Here is a 15,897-nt window from a genome sequence, read left to right on the forward strand (position 1 = left end):
TTATTCTCTGTGTTGGGCCGGGGGGCGCGGGTATTGGGTGCGTACAATTTGCTGTGGGGTTTGGGGGGGGTGTGTGCTGGTCGCCGCGGGGCGGGCGCGGCGCCAGTCGTGGAGCTGGGCGTTGAGCGCCGCGAGGTGCTCCACGAGCATGAGCGTGGGCAGGTGACCGAACTTGGGCAGCCACACCTCGACGTCGCGACGCCGCTCGGCGCTACCGATCAGGTTGCCGGTCACTTGGTCGAGATAGCGCTTGGCATCGGCAGCGAGGGTGTCGCGCGCGGCGCGAGGCAATGTTCGCAGGCTCGCCCGCAGTTCGTCGCGCCGGGCTCGGATGGTCTTGAGTGGAGTTCCGGGCGCGAAGCGGAGCTCGCGTTGGACACCATTAACCTTAACGGTTGCGGCCAAGCCCCAGCGATCCTTGTAGATCCCGGGGGCGACGCGGTTACGGCTACGCGACTGCGAGGAGTGGCCATCGGCCCTAGGCGATCGTCGTCGCCCCTCCGCATCGCGCCTTGTAGCACGTTGACTCGTGCTGGGCATCTCCTGTGCGGCGGTGGTGTTGCTGGTAGTCAAACCCATCCAATCACTCCTCACACGAAAGTTCGCGCGGCCCACTTGACCTCGCCGATCACCGGCGCGTCGTCGGGCCACGGCACCGTCGGCCAGGTCTTCTTGTTCGGGTTGTCGCTGACGAGCTGCCAAGCGCCGGCCCGATCCTTGCCGGCGCGCTTGACGACGAGCCCGTCGTCGGTCCGCACGACGAAGATGCGGCCCACCCTCCGGCGCTGACCCACCTGATGCACCAGGATGGAGCAACCATCGACGAGAGTTGGCTCCATCGACTCGCCGAGGATCTGGATGACGCGGCACTCACTAGCGGCGAGACCGTGGCGGGCGAGCCACTCCCGCCGGAACTTGATACGGCCTGTGATTCGCTCGTGGTCGACGACGGCGCCTCCGCCCGCGGCCCCGGCCAGCTCCGAGACGCCCACGTAGTCGCCGTCGTCTTCCGACGCGACGTACGCCTGCTGCTCCTCGAGGTCGCGGACCCGCGTCGTGGAGTCTGCCAGCTCCTTCGCGAGCTGACGGGCCGGGGTCGGATCGGTTGTCAATCCGCAGAGGAAGTCCACCGAGACGCCGAGGGCCTTAGCTGCGGACGTCAGGTTGGCCACCGACAGGTTCGCGCGGCCGTGCTCGACCATCGAGATAAGCGGGCGGGTGTTGCTGGTGCCCGCGGCGAGCTGCAGCTGTGAGAAACCCCGCAGTTTCCGGGCCTTCAGGAGGCGCTTTCCGACCGTGGTCACCCTTACAGAATAACAGAAAATTACCCCGTTGACACGTAAACAATGCTTACTCTATGCTCGCAACCCGCCAATGAGGATTACGCCCATGACACCGAAGCCGATGACGCGACAGATCCGAAGCCGGCTCGCCGGGCTGAAGCTGCCGCAGCACACCCTGGCCGCCATGCTGGGCGTCAGCCAGACGAAGCTGAACCTCATCCTCAACGGCCACCGGAAGGCGCCGTCGGGGTTCGAGGCGGAGGCCGGGGCGGCTCTCGACCGGCTGGAGCGGGCGGAGGCGGCGGCTGCCGAGGCGCGGGCCCGGGTGCTGGGAGACGCGGCATGAGTGCCCGGGACGACCGTGCCGACGACGCCGGTGGGACCGAGCCCCTGCCGGAGGTGCTGTTCCTCGACGACGTGGCGAAGCTGCTGCGCTGCTCGCCCTCGACCATCAAGCGCCGGCTGCGCGCGCAGGTGTTCCCGGTCGCGCCGCTGCCGGGGATCGACAAGCGGCCCCGGTGGAGCAAGGCAGCGCTGCTGGAGTGGATCGCGGTCGGCGGATCGGGCGGTGCCGTGCGGGGTCGCGGGAGGCGGACGGCATGAGCACGGCCGCAGAACGCAGCCGACGGGCGACCGACGGGCCGGACGGCGCCGGATGGCGCGTTGCGGATCCGGAAGCGGGTGATCCCGTGGTCGTCTGTCCGTGGTGCTGGCAGGCCGTGGCCGAGTACTGGCAGGCGCGGCCGGACGCGACCGTGCGCGTGGTCGGGCCGAGGCCGGAGTGGGCGCGCTGCGGCGTCTGCGATCCGGAGCGGGTGTGCTGATGAGGGGAATCGAGGAGGGTCCGGCGGGGACCGCCCGGAAGGGAACGGCTCCGCGGAACGGGGGCGCATGGCGGGACGGCGAAGCGAAGGCGAGGTAGCGATGCCCGCCGACCGGCTCCTGCACGCGCGGCTCGGTCACTCGGCGAAGGTCGCGAGGCTGACGGACCTGGAGTACCGGGTTTGGACGACCTACGTGCTGGCGGCGGACGACTTCGGGGTGATGCGCGCCGACGCGGTGGCGTTCCAGGCGGCGCACGACGCCTTGGGCACGCGCCCGGCGGAGGAGATCGCGAGGTGCGTCGAGCGGCTCGTCGAGGCCGGCCTCGTGGCGGCGTTCGAACACCAGGGCGCGCGCTGCCTGTACCAGTGGAACTGGCAGGACTTCCAGCGGGTGCGGTTCCCGGCGCGGACGCTGCACCCGCTGCCCGAGTCGGCCGAGATCAGCGCGAGGACGCACCACCTGTGGTCGGTGCATCCGGGCGGCGCCCGCGTGCCGGCGCTTCCGCAGAACTTCGGCACTGCTTCCGCACAACTTCGGAAGTTGTTCCGCAGAAGTGCGGAAGCGCTTCCGGACAACTCCGGAAGCGCCGCGGCTGCGGTACCGGAGAACAGCGGGCGCAACGCCGCACCGTCGCCAGGGCTCCGTGAAACGGGGCCGGATCCGCTTCCGCAGGACTTCGGCACCACTTCGGAAGTTGTTCCGAACCACTCCCGCACTACTTCCGCAGAACTTCCGTCTCGCGCGCGCGCGTACGAAACGGCTAACGGCTTACGGCCAACAGGAGAGGGGGGTGCGGGGGGAGAGGGGCGGCGACGGCAGGCGAAGGCGTCGCTGCGCGGCGGCGGCGGTGCGCGGTCGACCGAGCGGCGCGAGGCGTACGACGCGGGCATCAAGCGGGCGAAGCAGGGATGAGCGTGGGGTGCGGGCGGTGCGAGCGGACTCCGGGTTGGGAGTCGGTCGAGGTCGAAGGCGTGACCCGTCTGCAGCGCTGCGGCTGCTGGACGGCGGCGCACGCCGCGCCGCCCTCGGTGCCGCGGGAGTTCCGGGACGCGCGGTGGTCGACGTGGCGCAAGACGGCGGAGAACCGGCACGCGCTGGACGAGGCGCAAGCCTTCGCGCGGGCCGGCGCCGAGGGGCCGGACCTGTTCCTGTGCGGTTCGGTCGGTACGGGCAAGACGCGGCTGGCCTGCACGGTGGTCAACGAGGCGTGGAAAGCCGGCGAGCGGTCGGTCGCGTTCGAGCGGGTGCCGATGCTGCTCTACCGGCTACAGCCGCACGGTACGGCCGCGGAGACGGCCGGGGAGTTCAACCGGTTGACGGCGGCGCGGCTGCTGGTGCTCGACGACTTGGGGGCGGAGCGGGACGCGGCGACGGACTACACCCGGCGGACGCTCCTGATGCTCTACGAGGCGCGGCACGATGGGGGCCGCCGGACGATCTGGACGTCGAACAAGACGCCGAGCGAGGTGGGCGCGTTCATGGGGGACGACCGGCTGTCGAGCCGCATCGCCGGCCGTTGCCGCGTGATCGAGCTGGAGGGCCGCGACTGGCGGCTGGCGGGCCGCGCCGCGTGGCGGCAGGCCCAGCGCGACCCGGTTTCCGGAGAACGCGCTGCGCCGGTGATGGAGCGGGCGAGGTGACGGGCCGGAGGCCGGAGAGGACGCCCGGACGGGACGTGTGGCGCGAGGCGCGGCCGGGGCGGCGCGAGCGCAGCGGGCACCGCCGCGAGTACGACGGCCGTCGGGAGCGGCGGACGCAGGAGGCGCGGGTCGACGGCGTGGTGCGGGACGTGGGCGCCTTCCGGGCGGTGGCCTACCGGGACCTGGTCGAGCGGCAGTTCGACGGGCACCCGTTCTCGGCGCGCCGCGGCATCGGCGTGGCCGAGCGGCGCCGCTGGGTGCGGCGGCGGAAGGCCCGCGGCCCGCTGGGCGGGGAGTTCACGGTCGTCGTGGCGACGCCGGCCGGGGCGGCCCGGGCGGCGGCGCTGTGGCGCGAGGCCGGGCGGCCGGACCAGCGCACGTTCTCGGGTGCGGTCAAGCCGTCGGAGCTCGGGCACGACGTGGCCGTGTACCGGGCGGCGGGCGCCGTGCAGGCGCGGATCGAGTCGGCGGGCGGGCGCGTCGTTCGCGTCCGCATCGACGCGGAGCTGAAGGGGATGCTGGCGGCGCGGGCCGAGCGGGCGCGCCCGAAAGGCGGGACGCCGGGCGGCCGAGCTGGAGCGCTGCCGCGCCGCGGCGGCGCTGGGGCTGCCGGTCGAGGAGGGCCAGGTGCTCGTGCCCGACGCGCAGGTCGAGTACGTCGACGCCGCGGGCCGGACCGGGCGCTGCAACGTCGAGGTGGCCTCGGAGCACTACCGCGGCCGCTCGATCCGCGCGAAGGCGCGGGCGGGGTTCGTGCTCTGCGCGCTGACGGCGCGGGCCTCGAGGGCGATCCGCCGCGCGCTGGGCGGCGGGAGCGACGGCCGCCGGGGCGGCTTCCCCCTGCGGCAAGAGCCCGAGGTGATCGAGCTGTGAGGCCGTGGAAGGTGGGCGTGGGACTGACGGCGTCGGCCGGGGCGCTGGGCGTCTGGGGGCTGTGGGTCGAGACGGTGTATCTGCACCCGTTCTGGCGGGTGGTCGCCGTCGACTACGGCCTGTATGCCGCCGCGTACGGCGCCATGGCGCTCGCGGCGTTCGGTACCGGGGTCTACGCGGCGGCGCGCGTGGCCGGCCTCGGCGCGGTGGGGCGGAAGGTGGACGTCGTCGAGCGGGCGATCCGGCGGGGCGACGGGCAGGAGCGGGAACTGGCCGAGGCGCTCGCCCGCGACGAGGCGGGGGAGTACTCGTGAGCGGGGAGATGGACGCGGCGGAGTGCGGCCGGGCGGCGGTGTGGGTGGCCGGCCTGTGCGCGGCGGGGCTCGGCGGCGCCGTGCTGGTGCTGCTGCCTCGCGACCCGGAGGGGGCCGACGCCGGGCTGGCGGCCGGAATCGCGTTCGGGGCGATTGCGGCGGCGGTCTGGTACGTCGCGGCGGTGTGCCGCGCGTGGTGAGGAGGAGGAGTTCGATGCGGAAGCGATGGTGGGTGTGGAGCGGGCTGGTGGCGGCGCTGGCCGCCGCAGGTGAACGGGCGCTGTTCGCGCAGGGCACGTCGCCCTGGGTTCAGGCGGTCAACAACCTGCAGCAGGCGTTCACGGGGCCGATCGCGCGGGGTCTGGCCCTGGTGGCGATCGTGGTCGGGGGACTGATGTTCGCGTTCCAGGAAGGCGGCAGCAAGCAGGCGCTGGCCGGGATCATCTTCGGCCTCGGCATGGCGCTGGGCGCGGCCAACTTCATCGCCTGGCTGTTCTGATGCGCGGGCGAAGGCAGTGGAAGGGCTACACGATCCTGAGCCAGCCGCTCACGGTCCTGGGGGTCGAGCGGCGGTTCTTCCTGCTGGCGGCGACGCTGGCCGCCGCCATCTGGAACGCGGTCAACAGCCTGTCGGCGGGCGGGCTGGTGTTCGGGGTGCTGTACGCGGCCGGCTGGCTCGCGTGGCGGCGCGACCAGGACCTGGTCGGCGTGGTCCGGGCCGCGATCCGGTACCGCAGCCGCTACGACTCGGGGCTGCTGGAGGACCGCTCGCCGTACGTCGTGATCGAGAGGAGCGAGGGGTGACGGGCGACGCCGGGCCGCTGGCCCACGAGCTGCCGTACTGGGGCTGGGTCGACGAGCGCACGCTGCTGACGCGCGCCGGCGAGCTGCTGACGGTGGGCGCGCTGACGCCCGTCGTCGTCGACGGCCGGAGGGCGGAGGACCTCGACGAGGTGGCGGGGCGCTGGCAGCGGATGCTCTCCGGGCTGCCGCCCGAGATGCGGGTGTCGTGGATCGTGGAGCGGCGGCCGGCGGCGTTCGACGAGCGCCCGCCGTCCTCGGACATCGCCGCGCTCGCCCAGCGCAAGCGGCAGGCGTTCCTCGAGGGCCGCGTGCAGGACGTCGAGACGCACGTCGTGTGGAGCTTCGACCCGCGGCTGCGCCAGTCGGCCGCCTCTCGCGGGAGCGCGTGGTGGCGAAGCCTGGCCGCCGAGTGGCTGCGGCGCCGCCGCGCGCCGCACGAGTCGGCCTTCCTGGCCGCGGACATCGCGCGGGCGGTCAAGACGGAGGCGGCGGTGGTCGCGGCCTCGGCGGCGCGGGTCGTCGACGCGACTCCCATCGAGATCCTGACCGCTGAGAAGGCGGCGGCCGTGCTCTACCGGCTGGTCAACGGCGGCCTGGGGAGCTGGACGGCCGGCATGCGGACGGACGCGGGCGTCAACTGGCGGCTCGCCGGCGAGGACGTGGCCGCGGACCGGCAGGCGCTGCACGTCGGCGGCAGGCAGTTCGGGATCTGGTCGTGCGTGGCCCCGCCGGCGGCGGTGACGGCGAACGCGCTGGCCGAGCTGTATGCCCTGCCGGCCCCGATGACGGCGGTCGTCGAGTGGCGGCCGTGGTCCCGGGAGGCGGCGCGGAGGAAGCTGCGCTCCGCCCAGCGGCACTACTTCTCGAAGCGCTACTCGATGGCCGCGCACATGCAGGAGAAGGAGGGGACGGCGGCGGCGCTCGAGGACGCCGCGGCGAGCATCGAGGCGAACCGGGCCGGCGCGGCCCTGGTCGAGCTGGAGACCGAGGGGGTCTCGTACGGCGACGTGGCGCTGTCGGTGGCGTTGCGCGGCTCCGCCGGGCAGCTGGAGCAGTGGGGCGCGGACATCCAGCGCGTGTTCGGCGGCCTGGACGCGAAGGCGGCGCGAGAGTCCTACGGGCAGCTCGCCGTCTGGTTCGGGCGGCTGCCGGGGCAGCCGGCCTCGAAGCAGCCGCGGCGCGTGTTCGTCTCGGCGGGGGTGGCGGCGTGCGTGGCGCCGCTCTTCGGCCCGCCGCGGGGCGAGCGGCGCTGCACCCACCTCGATGCGCCCGCGCTGACCGTCTTCGAGACGCCGGCCGGCACGCCCTATCACTACGACCTGTTCGGGGGCCGCGACGTCGGGCACACGCTGATGCTCGGGGCGACCGGCGCGGGGAAGAGCTTCACCCTCAACTTCCTCCTCGTCCAGGCCCTCCAGTACGACCCGCGGGTCCTGATCCTAGACCTGGGCGGCAGCTACCGCGCCCTGACGCAGTTCCTCGGGGGCGGCTACCTGGAGGTGTCTCCCGAGAAGGACGCGATACCGCTGCGCCCGTTCGGGCTGGAGCCGATGGAACGGACGGTGCAGTTCCTCTCGGCGTGGGTGCTGCGGCTGCTGCGGATCGGCGGGTGGGAGGAGTCGAGCGGCGACCTCTCCGAGGTGCGGGCGCGCATCGAGGACCTGTACGCGCTGGCTCCGGTCCGGCGGTCGCTGGGCAACCTGGTGCGGTCGCTGCCGGCCCCGATGTGGCCGGCGCTGTCGCGCTGGCACGGCTCGGGCGCCTGGGGCAAGTGGTTCGACAATCCGCTAATCCCTATCCTGGATCGGTCCAAGTCGAGTTACGTAAGTATATGTGTAGTAATAATTTATTACTCGATACGGACCCTTGACGGGGTCGACGAAGCCCTGTAGCATGCTCTTTGATCCGCCACTAAATGAGGGGAGAGATGGGTAGGCGAGTGACACTCCAGGCCACACCGCGCGGACGTAAACCCCGGGGCCGGCACCCCAAGCAGGCCCTCTCGACTGCCTTCGTCCGCAACGTCGCCCAGGTCGGCCGGTACTGCGACGGGAACGGGTTGTACCTCGAGGTGAAGCCCACCGGCACGCGGAGCTGGGTCCAACGGCTCGCCATCCGCGGACGCCGACGCGAGCTTGGGCTCGGCGGCTTCCCGCTCGTCCCACTCAAGGAGGCTCGCGCCCAAGCCCTCGCCAACCGCCGGCTCGCCCGCGCCGGGGGCGATCCGTTGGCGGAGAAGCGCCGCGCGCGGTCGATGCCCACGTTCGCCGACGCCGCCGAACGCGTCTGGAACCAGATGCAGCCGGGCTGGCGCAACCAGAAGCACATCCAGAACTGGATCTCGGGTCTGCGGCGGTTCGCATTCCCGCGCCTCGGCAAGATTCCGGTTTCCGAGGTGTCCAGCGCCGACCTGGTCGAGGCGTTGCGGCCAGTCTGGCACGTCCGGCCGGCGACGGCGCGCCGCGTACGCCAGCGCATCGGCACCGTGATGGAGTGGGCCGTCGCGATGGAGTACCGGAACGACAACCCGTGCGATCGCATCGGGCCGGCCCTCGGTCCGCAGCGTGACCTCGTGCAGCACATGCGGGCGCTGCCGCATGCCGAAGTCGCCGCAGCCATCACCATGGTGCGCGCGACCGCTGCGACGGCCCCGGTCAAGCTGGCGTTCGAGTTTCTCGTGCTGACCGCGGCCCGGTCGGGCGAGGTGCGCGGAGCGCTGTGGACCGAGATCGACCTGACGGATCGCCTGTGGACGATTCCCCCGACGCGGATGAAGGCGACACGCGAGCACCGCGTTCCGTTGTCCGGGCGGGCAATGGAGATTCTCGACGCGGCGCGGACGCTCAACGCTGGCGACCCCCTTGTGTTTCCGGGCCAGGGCGGGAAGCCGATTTCTCAGATGAGGTTGCCCAAACTCCTACAGAACCACGGAATCGCGGCCGTACCACACGGCTTTCGGTCGTCCTTTCGGGATTGGGCCGCCGAGGAGACGGACCACCCGCGCGAGGTCGTCGAGGCGGCGCTGGCTCACGCCGTGGGCAACCGGACCGAGGCGGCCTACGCCCGCTCCGACCTGTTCGAGCGCCGCCGGCGGTTGATGGATGACTGGTCCGCCTACGTCGGCGGCGGCGCGGGAGCGCCCGCCGATGATCGCCCATCTTGAGGATCGCGCGGCGGCGCTGGTGGCGCACGGGTGGACCCGGCGCGAAGCCGAGTGGCTGGCCCTCGTCTGCCTTCACGGCGGCGTGTTCCTCCGCTCCCAGTACCTCGCCTTCATCGGCCGGACCAATCCCGCGCTCGCGCACCGCTTCATTCGGCGCTGTCGCAAGTACGCGGTCGAGCAGCCGTGGAACGGCTCCCGGCTCCGGCTCTGTCGCATCGCCTCGAGGCGGCTGTACCGGGTGCTCGGGGTCGAGCACATCCGACACCGCCGGCCCGCCGCTCCAGAGGTGTTGCTGCGGCGGCTGCTGTCGCTCGACTACCTACTCGAACGTCCGCGCACGTCGTGGCTTCCGACGGAGGCCGAGAAGGTCAAGGCACTGACCGGCGCGGGGATCGCGGGGGATGTGCTGCCCCGCAGGCTCTACCAGGGAGCGGTCGGCATGCAGTATCGGTACTTCCCCCACAAGATGCCGGTCGGGCTCGACGGCTGGAGGGCGACGTTCGTCTATGCCCAGGCCGAGGACGAAACGCCGAGCGCGGTCCGGACATGGGGCTCGCAGCACGCCGCGCTATGGGCAGGGCTCGCCGCGGCCGGCCGCGCCGTCGAGGTGATCGTCGTCGGCCGTGACCCGGAACGTCTGGCGGCGGCCGGACGGGTGCTCGACAAGTGGGCCTCGACGCCTCCGGAGTCCGTGACGATGGCCCGCGAGGACGCGGCGGTGGAGATGGCCGCGATCAAGAATGCGATCGCGACGGGCGACTCGGCCGCCCTTGAGGAGTACGGCGGCCTGAACCCCGCGCTGCAGCGCACGCGCATCCTCGACGCCGCCTGCGCCGGAAGCCGCCGATCCACAGCCGCGATCACGACAGGCCGGACGTGGCGCTCGACGCGGGTGCCGTCTGACCTGTTGCCCGCCCGGTACGCCGGCCAAGCCGCCCGAGATTACACCCGAAGTGCCGCGCCGGAGGTGTAAGTAGGACGGAGCGCCCAATTTACGCCCGGAATCACACCGCCTGTCACACCCCTTCCACCCGCAAGTCCCTTGCTCTCAACGCGATCCACCAGCCCGCCCCCCCAATAGTGCCACTCAATATGGCAGGGGGCGGGTAGGGGAGCGACCCGCCGAAAACTCCAAGGTTTTCGGCCCCGGCAGGTGTTCCTCCGTCACACTCGCCGGGCCGGGTCGCTCCCCTCTTGAATCATCCGTCCCGGAAGGGTAACTGTCTGCGGCGTCGGCCGATAGCGGTCGGCACCGGATCACCGCACGGTATACTGTCCGAGGTTGCGACAAACTGGTGAGCGGCCGTGCTTACGGTGTTCACGTGGGACTGCCAACTGGTCGCCGGAGCCATGGAGGATGTGCGCCGGGAGCCAGCCATGCGATTCACCGACCATCGCCTGCTGTCCGCAAACCAGCTAGCGGCGAAGCGCCGCTCTGCGCGGGCTCCCAGAGGAGACATCGAGGACGATGCCTCAAGCATCCAGTTGGGTCATGACCTTCGACAAGACGACGCCGGGTCTGGCCCTCATCGACTACGACAACTTGCGCGGATTCCGCCGCAAGTCGCTTGCCGACTTCGAGTTGCATGCCACCGATTTAATTGACACACTGACACGCGCCTTCCGTTCTGGATTCCCCGGCATCCGTGAACTGGACGTGCGTTTCTACGGCGGGTGGACAGACGAGTTCGGACTCCCAAGTCGCGACCACCTCTGGTTCCTTCAGACGCTGCCTCGACTGCGGGGCAGGCGACACGGCTTGATCGTCCGCCCCGCGCTCGCCACGGCGATGCTCCAGTTCCCTGAAGTGATTCTGCGCGGCACGGTACGAGTCGAAGCTTCACAACCAAGCCACAAGCGACGACTGCGCCAGAAAATGGTCGACGGAATGCTGGGATGCGATGCGATGTTCGCTGCCGCCGCAGGGTTCGCTCGCATTGGTGTCATCACCGGCGATGACGATCTGGTTCCCGCCACTTTAACGGCCCACACCGCGAATCCTGGACTGACGGTATGGATGAGGCCACGGAGAGCCGGCGCGGGGCCGAACGAGCGGGGCCTGATCGAACGGGGGCTGCGCATTCGGCCAATCTAGTTCTCCATCCGGCGTCGCCGGACCCTGTATTCGTGAAACAGCGGTACCGTAGTTTCTCTTTAGGGTGAACGATGTTTGACATGTCGCATTTCGCAGCCTACTGGAAGGACAGGATCGAGCGGGATCTCGCATCGTTCGGAGATCCGGGTGCAACCGTGGATGTCACCGGCTCTGGACGGACGTTGCGCGCCACGTGGACGATGCGCGGCGTGGCCCGCGACGCTGTCTTCTCCGTTTCTCGAGACAAGGGCGTCCGAGTGGACGCCGATGGACACCGCCTGTCCTACCACGGCTTCATCGCGGGTACGGACATGGCCGACCTTCGGCATGTTGCCCGGATGGTGCGGCAGGCGGCGAAGCCACAGATATTCGTTCCGATTCGAGCCGAATACTCCGAGGTCGAGAATGCCGAACCAGGGCCGGCTCTGGAACGGCTCTCGACACTGCTAGACGACGGGAATCCGGACGCGACGCGTGTGATCATGATCACTGGCGATGCCGGAGCAGGCAAGACCCGTGTCCTACAGGAGCTTGTCCGGCGTCGTGCCGACGACTACCTACATGGGCGAGCGTCGAGCCTACTGCTGTACGTCAATGCGCAGGGACGCGCGCTGTCTCGTCTGAACGAAGCCCTCGCGACGGAGCTTCAGGATCTCAAGGTCGGACTCACCTACCATTCGGTCGCCGTACTGACCAGGTTGGGCATGCTGGTACCGGCAATTGACGGGTTCGACGAGCTTCTCGGTGTAAGCGGATACGACGACGCCTTCAGTTCACTGGCGAGCTTCCTCGAACAGCTGGAAGGCGAAGGTCAAGTGCTGACCTCGGCACGGTCCGTGTACTACGAAGAAGAGTTTCTGTCGCGGGCTGGTAGTCGATCGGTCACTGGCGATCAGCGCTGGTCGCACGAAGCTGTGCGCGTGCTCGCATGGTCGGAGGCGGATCGCGAAGACTACTTGCAGCGGTGGTCAGGAACAACAGGGTTGTCAGAGGATCAGTCGGTCGGACTCCGAAAGCGCGTGAAGGCCGCGTTCGGTGGCCGCAACGAAGAGCTGGCATCGAAGCCGTTGTTCTTCACCCGCACGGTGGATCTGCTTTGGGCGAACCCAGACTTCTCCGGAGGCACGGACCTACTGCGAGCCTTGGTGCAGGAGTATCTGGCTCGTGAACTAAACGACAAATTGCTGGACCAACAGTCGCGGAGTTTGCTCTCGACAAAGCAGTTCGAGTACCTGATGTCCGAGCTTGCCCTGGAGATGTGGAACCAAGAGACGCGGGAGCTCGACGCCGGTTCGGTTCGCGACGTTGCCAAGTACGTCGGCGAGACCGAGGGGTGGGGGGGAAAAGCTCGACAAGCAGTTGCCGACAGAATGCCCACGCTCGCTTTTCTCGCCCACGGCGACAACCGCGCGTCGTCGCGCACCAGCATCGCCTTCGAGCACGACCTGTTTTTCTTCTACTTTCTTGCTGGCTCGATCGCGGAGCAACTCGTGTCGGCGGGCGATATCCGAATCGTTCTCAGTCGATCCGCGTTGCCGGAAGATGTGGCCGACCGGGTCGCGATGCAACTGAACGCTGGATCATCTGTGGGGGCTCTAGAAGATTTTCGGGTGCTCCTGGATCGGCTCGCCCAGGCTGGTGTGACCGAGTGGCATCGAACCACGCAGGTTCGCGAGAACGCGGGTTTGCTTGCGATGGCACTGCTACGCTCATACGGCGATACTGGCAATGCCGACGGGGAGGTCGAGGGGTGTACGGTCCGATCCATGGTCTTTCCCGGCAGCCACCTGAAGAACACGACACTGAGACGCTGCGCGTTTGTCGATCTCGCAGTGCGGCGGACGGACCTTTCGACGACGCGGTTTGTGGAGTGCGAAGCCAAGGACGTAGTGCTCCTTGAACCACAAGTCGCGCCGGAGACGACGCGCCTGGAGCTCAAGGGTCTGGATCCGGCACAGGTGATGGGTATTCGCGTACGGCGAGGCGGTCGGCTGGAGACGGAGTACGCACCGCAGGCAATCGTTGAGAAGCTCGTTCAGTGTGGCGCACCGGTGCGGAACGAGCCTACGCTCTCGCGCCCTCAGGTGGCGCCAGAGCACGTCAAGACGCTGGAACGCCTGATGCACGCGTACCATAGGGCGAATCCGATCTGCAAGCAGGATCCGAAGCTCAAGCCGATATTCGGTCGTCCGGAGTGGTCCGGCATCGAACGACTGCTGATCGAGCATGAGCTCGTGGCATTGGAGCGCCGCAGCACGAGCGGCAAGCTGAAAGAGTTCCTGCGGCGCCGGTTTCTGCCCGAACAACTCATGACGGGACTCGCGGATCGCGAGCACGCGGACAGACGCCTCCAGGGGTTCTGGCGTGCGGTGGAAGAGCTGGCGGGGAGCGGTAGCCGCCCCGTGTCGCGACGAGACGGTCGCAGTCCCATCCCATGAGGCGGCTCCAGGTTGTCAACCTTGAGGTGCTGCCAGCGTCGCCCAAGGCCTTCATCGGCCTATAGACGTGGGCCTCAACGTGGGGTAAGACTAGCCACTAGTGCACGTAACTCTTTTAGATGAAGCAACTTACGCCACACGAGCGATCGCCACCGCCATCCGCTTTCTCCCCTCCACCTCTCAACGAGGTGTCACTACCACGACGTTACTAGGCCCGCCGCACTGCTCGACCTGCCTCTTTAGTCCTTCAAACTGGTCGCGTGCCATCTTCAAGAACTCGCCTGACACGGCAGCACCGTACACAGGATCTTTCCATGGAGTTGCTAGGCAATCACGAACTCCCCGCAGGAAAATATCCGTGATCGTAGTAAGCTTTCTCGCGTCGTCAGGATTCATATCGGCAAAATAAACCCTGATCTCATCCTCCAACTGCTCTAACGCTTTCTCGATACTCTCCACCGTCTAGCCTCCTCCCTTCTTGGGCTACTTGCGATCCACCGCGTCTAGTCCATGTTCCGCCGTCATCGTCCGCGTAGATCCCGCATCGATCCAGGTCCCTGGGCCGCCGGAGCGAGTATCCACTTGCCCCCCCTAGTCCGGCCGAGCCGGCGAACCAGACGATGCCGCGGTGGATTGGACCAAACGCCACTCCGCGTGGATTGTGCAGGCGGCGAGCTCGATGCGCCGGATGGTGATCTTGGCGTCTGACCTGTCGATCGCCACTTGGCCCGCTGATGGAAGCCCCCGGTAGGAGCAGTTGATCACCGGACCGTCGGCCGCGAATGCTGACTCCGGAGTGTCCTCCAGAGACTTGAACAGGTCGGATGGAATCTCGACGAGTTGGTAGCGGTTCGGCATCTGGGCCGGTTCGCGGAATGCTCTAAGCAGGATGATCGCGTCCACCGCCCCACGATAGTCGCGGAACAGCTCCAACGTGCGCTGGCGGCGTGCCTTGGCGCTTCTTACGTCCTGAATCCAGGCGGCTTCTGTTAGCTTCGAGATGTGCGCGGTGCGCTCGCGGAGGTTCTTGGCGGCCGTCGACTTCAACGACAACCGTCGCGTTTTTCCGTCGGGAGGTGTGACGGTCATGTCCACGAATCTTCGCGTCGCCGATCCGGGCGGGTCAGTGGGCCAGGCCACGGCTTGACAAGCGTTGCGGAACACGGTCTCGAAGCTCGTTTGCACGAGAGGCTCCGTTGTAGCGCCGTGGTGCGCCGAAACCGCGAGTCCGAAGTACTCGATCCAGTCGGGATGCTTGGTCAACCAGGTCGGCGTTACCGTGTGCGGCGTCGGCGCTTCGGACAGCGAGTCAACGAGCCGCGCCACAAACCGGACGGCCATCGGCGACAATGTGTCGATGCGCGCCTTGAGAGTGTCGCGATCGTTCATCTGCTCATGCGCCGCTCGATCAGGCGAACGAACTCGGCCTTAAGCTCGATACCGACCCACCGTCGTCGCAGTTGCGCCGCCGCAAGCAGGGTTGTGCCCGAGCCGGCGTACGGATCGAGCACGACGTCGCCCGGTTCACTCGTAAGCGTGACGCAGCGCTGGGCTAGGTTGATTGGCATTGGCGCGGGGTGATCGTCGTCCGGAATCTGGCCGCGCCGGCGCGGGCGGGTCGGAATGTCCCATACACTTCTCAGCCGCCGGTCGTTAGCCCCGCGCACCGCGGTGACATCGTAGTAATAGTCCTGGTCTCTCGACAGCAAGAAGACCGTCTCGTGCGCCTTGGTTGGCCGGTCGCCGACCGACTCGGGGTGCGCATTCGGCTTGTGCCAGATCACCTCGGACCGCACCCACCAGCCATCGTCCTGCAGCGCGAAGGCCACGCGCCACGGCAGTCCGATCAGATCCTTGGGTTTGAGCCCGTGTGGTGTCTGCGGGCGGACCGACATCGCGCGCGCACGATTCTTCCTGTCCGGCGCCCGGTAGCGGCGATTCCCCGAGGTGTAGGCATCGCCGATATTCAGCCATACGGTTCCGTCGCCCCTTAGCACGCGCCGGAGCTTGCGGAAGTCGGCAACGATGCTTGCTACGTAGTCGCGCAGCGTGTCGTCCCGGCCGAACGGGTCTCCGATGTCGTAGTCACGTAGCGACCAGTACGGTGGCGACGTAATCACGGTCCGCACGCTCTCGGTGGGCAACAAGTCAAGTGCTTCCGAGGCTCTTCCGCGAATGAGCGTCGCGGCCGGCAGGGCAGGGAGTTCACCGTCTGTTTCCGTATCGAGACGGACGTACGGTGGGGTGTGGTCGCCCTCTGGATCCTGCGGGGTAGCCGCCTCAGTGGGCTGGATCGAAAAGAGCGTGCTCACGGCACTCAGTGCCTCGATCGTCCATGGTCAGCACCATCAGCCGGCCGCGGTCACGGCGGGCGCAGAATGCAAACCCATGCTACCACGGACCACGCGAGCAGCCGTACCGGGGAGCAGCATCACGCGCGGCTGGGCCTACCAGCGGGGCCG

At 68.7% G+C, this 15,897-nt stretch carries 19 protein-coding genes; 14 read left to right on the forward strand and 5 right to left on the reverse strand.

What is annotated here, in order from left to right; genetic code table 11:
* Together F4X11_07690 and F4X11_07695 are read right to left on the reverse strand one after the other, a co-directional pair.
* The gene (locus tag F4X11_07690) at positions 1–405 is read right to left on the reverse strand and encodes a hypothetical protein (GenBank protein ID MYN64894.1); all 405 of its coding nucleotides are present in this window, start codon (positions 403–405) and stop codon (positions 1–3) included.
* A gap of 185 nt (positions 406–590) precedes the next feature.
* Positions 591–1,304, reverse strand: a complete 714-nt coding sequence (locus tag F4X11_07695) for a LexA family transcriptional regulator (protein ID MYN64895.1) — start codon at positions 1,302–1,304, stop codon at positions 591–593.
* 85 nt (positions 1,305–1,389) lie between these two features.
* Between F4X11_07695 and F4X11_07700 the strand changes: the two genes are divergently transcribed.
* The 14 genes from F4X11_07700 to F4X11_07765 all read left to right on the forward strand — a co-directional run bounded on the left by F4X11_07700 (position 1,390) and on the right by F4X11_07765 (position 13,435).
* Positions 1,390–1,629, forward strand: a complete 240-nt coding sequence (locus F4X11_07700; GenBank protein ID MYN64896.1) for a hypothetical protein — start codon at positions 1,390–1,392, stop codon at positions 1,627–1,629.
* Positions 1,626–1,886: a helix-turn-helix domain-containing protein gene (locus F4X11_07705; protein MYN64897.1), complete on the forward strand. Its 261-nt coding sequence runs from the start codon at positions 1,626–1,628 to the stop codon at positions 1,884–1,886. Before F4X11_07700 ends, F4X11_07705 begins: the two co-directional genes overlap by 4 nt.
* Positions 1,883–2,107 carry a hypothetical protein gene (locus F4X11_07710; GenBank protein ID MYN64898.1) on the forward strand — a complete coding sequence of 75 codons (225 nt, stop codon included), beginning with the start codon at positions 1,883–1,885 and terminating at the stop codon, positions 2,105–2,107. Before F4X11_07705 ends, F4X11_07710 begins: the two co-directional genes overlap by 4 nt.
* A 67-nt stretch (positions 2,108–2,174) precedes the next feature.
* Positions 2,175–3,020 carry a hypothetical protein gene (locus F4X11_07715; protein ID MYN64899.1) on the forward strand — a complete coding sequence of 282 codons (846 nt, stop codon included), beginning with the start codon at positions 2,175–2,177 and terminating at the stop codon, positions 3,018–3,020.
* Positions 3,017–3,748, forward strand: a complete 732-nt coding sequence (locus F4X11_07720; protein MYN64900.1) for a hypothetical protein — start codon at positions 3,017–3,019, stop codon at positions 3,746–3,748. Before F4X11_07715 ends, F4X11_07720 begins: the two co-directional genes overlap by 4 nt.
* Positions 3,745–4,935: a hypothetical protein gene (locus tag F4X11_07725; protein MYN64901.1), complete on the forward strand. Its 1,191-nt coding sequence runs from the start codon at positions 3,745–3,747 to the stop codon at positions 4,933–4,935. The genes F4X11_07720 and F4X11_07725 overlap by 4 nt, the downstream gene beginning before the upstream one ends.
* Entirely contained in the window at positions 4,932–5,135 is a 204-nt protein-coding gene (locus F4X11_07730) for a hypothetical protein (protein MYN64902.1), read from the forward strand. The genes F4X11_07725 and F4X11_07730 overlap by 4 nt, the downstream gene beginning before the upstream one ends.
* 14 nt (positions 5,136–5,149) lie before the next feature.
* Complete coding sequence (locus F4X11_07735) at positions 5,150–5,434, forward strand: TrbC/VirB2 family protein (protein ID MYN64903.1); 285 nt, start codon at positions 5,150–5,152, stop codon at positions 5,432–5,434.
* Positions 5,434–5,739, forward strand: a complete 306-nt coding sequence (locus F4X11_07740; protein MYN64904.1) for a hypothetical protein — start codon at positions 5,434–5,436, stop codon at positions 5,737–5,739. Before F4X11_07735 ends, F4X11_07740 begins: the two co-directional genes overlap by 1 nt.
* Positions 5,736–7,631, forward strand: coding sequence for a DUF87 domain-containing protein (locus F4X11_07745; GenBank protein MYN64905.1), 1,896 nt, complete (start codon positions 5,736–5,738; stop codon positions 7,629–7,631). The genes F4X11_07740 and F4X11_07745 overlap by 4 nt, the downstream gene beginning before the upstream one ends.
* Positions 7,632–7,666: 35 nt before the next feature.
* Positions 7,667–8,902, forward strand: a complete 1,236-nt coding sequence (locus F4X11_07750) for a DUF4102 domain-containing protein (protein ID MYN64906.1) — start codon at positions 7,667–7,669, stop codon at positions 8,900–8,902.
* Positions 8,886–9,875 (forward strand): hypothetical protein, encoded by a 990-nt coding sequence (locus tag F4X11_07755; protein ID MYN64907.1) that lies wholly within the window; start codon positions 8,886–8,888, stop codon positions 9,873–9,875. The genes F4X11_07750 and F4X11_07755 overlap by 17 nt, the downstream gene beginning before the upstream one ends.
* A gap of 519 nt (positions 9,876–10,394) precedes the next feature.
* Positions 10,395–10,997 (forward strand): hypothetical protein, encoded by a 603-nt coding sequence (locus F4X11_07760; GenBank protein ID MYN64908.1) that lies wholly within the window; start codon positions 10,395–10,397, stop codon positions 10,995–10,997.
* Positions 10,998–11,068: 71 nt separating this feature from the next.
* On the forward strand, positions 11,069–13,435 hold the full coding sequence (locus F4X11_07765) for an NACHT domain-containing protein (GenBank protein MYN64909.1): 2,367 nt from the start codon (positions 11,069–11,071) through the stop codon (positions 13,433–13,435).
* A 180-nt stretch (positions 13,436–13,615) separates the two neighbouring features.
* Here the strand turns inward: F4X11_07765 and F4X11_07770 are convergent, their stop codons facing one another.
* From F4X11_07770 to F4X11_07780, 3 genes are all read right to left on the reverse strand, one after another.
* The gene (locus tag F4X11_07770; GenBank protein ID MYN64910.1) at positions 13,616–13,894 is read right to left on the reverse strand and encodes a hypothetical protein; all 279 of its coding nucleotides are present in this window, start codon (positions 13,892–13,894) and stop codon (positions 13,616–13,618) included.
* Positions 13,895–14,026: 132 nt separating this feature from the next.
* The gene (locus F4X11_07775; protein ID MYN64911.1) at positions 14,027–14,824 is read right to left on the reverse strand and encodes a hypothetical protein; all 798 of its coding nucleotides are present in this window, start codon (positions 14,822–14,824) and stop codon (positions 14,027–14,029) included.
* Positions 14,821–15,630 carry a site-specific DNA-methyltransferase gene (locus tag F4X11_07780; GenBank protein ID MYN64912.1) on the reverse strand — a complete coding sequence of 270 codons (810 nt, stop codon included), beginning with the start codon at positions 15,628–15,630 and terminating at the stop codon, positions 14,821–14,823. Before F4X11_07780 ends, F4X11_07775 begins: the two co-directional genes overlap by 4 nt.
* Positions 15,631–15,897 lie beyond the last annotated feature (267 nt).

The sequence above is a fragment of the Acidobacteriota bacterium genome, assembly GCA_009861545.1.
In the GTDB taxonomy this organism is placed as follows: Bacteria; Acidobacteriota; Vicinamibacteria; order Vicinamibacterales; family UBA8438; genus WTFV01.